Here is a 585-nt window from a genome sequence, read left to right as displayed (position 1 = left end):
CCGGTGTCTGCGATGGTCAGGTCGACACGGAGCGACGAGTCGAGCGTGAGGAGGTGCTGCCACGTGCTCACTGCCGGTCGACCCGTGATGTCGTCGCGGGGATCCGCGCCCACCCCGGCGACATGCCCGAAGAGCCGCCCGATCGCCTCGAGCGAGGCGAACGGCGTGAGAAGCCCCTCGAGGGACTCATACCCGACGGCGTCATCCTCGCCCGCGAAGACATCCTCGTCGAGGTGCGCCCATTCGGCCGAGGCCCAGCGCGGCAGGTCCCAGCCGGGGCGAATCGTCAACGCGGCGGATGGCACGTCCTCGAGGAACGCGACCTCGAGTTCCGACACCTCGGCTGGAGCGACGGGTTGCCGCAGGTCACCGCCGTCGGCGGGCGTGACCATCACGCGATGCGGGAGGTCGAAGGACGAGGCGGAGGCGCCGACGAACAGGGTGAGCAACTCGCCCGGCGGCCAGGACGCGGGTCGCAGCGGACGACCCGCCCACGTGAGGTCGATGTCGTCGACCGCGACCTGGAGGACGAATTGCATCGGAAGCCCTCCCCCGTCGACCGGCCACACGGCACCGGGCGGCAGC

General features: G+C 71.1%; 1 protein-coding gene. It reads right to left on the bottom strand.

The window, feature by feature from the left end:
• Positions 1–585, bottom strand: a 585-nt coding sequence (locus tag AC4FQ5_RS19970) for a DUF1963 domain-containing protein (protein ID WP_491146415.1), incomplete at both ends; no start/stop codon positions are given.

The organism is Chryseobacterium sp. DT-167 (genome assembly GCF_058310155.1).
The sequence above is the reverse complement of the archived record's forward strand: the minus strand, read 5'-3'. Positions and strand labels throughout refer to the sequence as shown.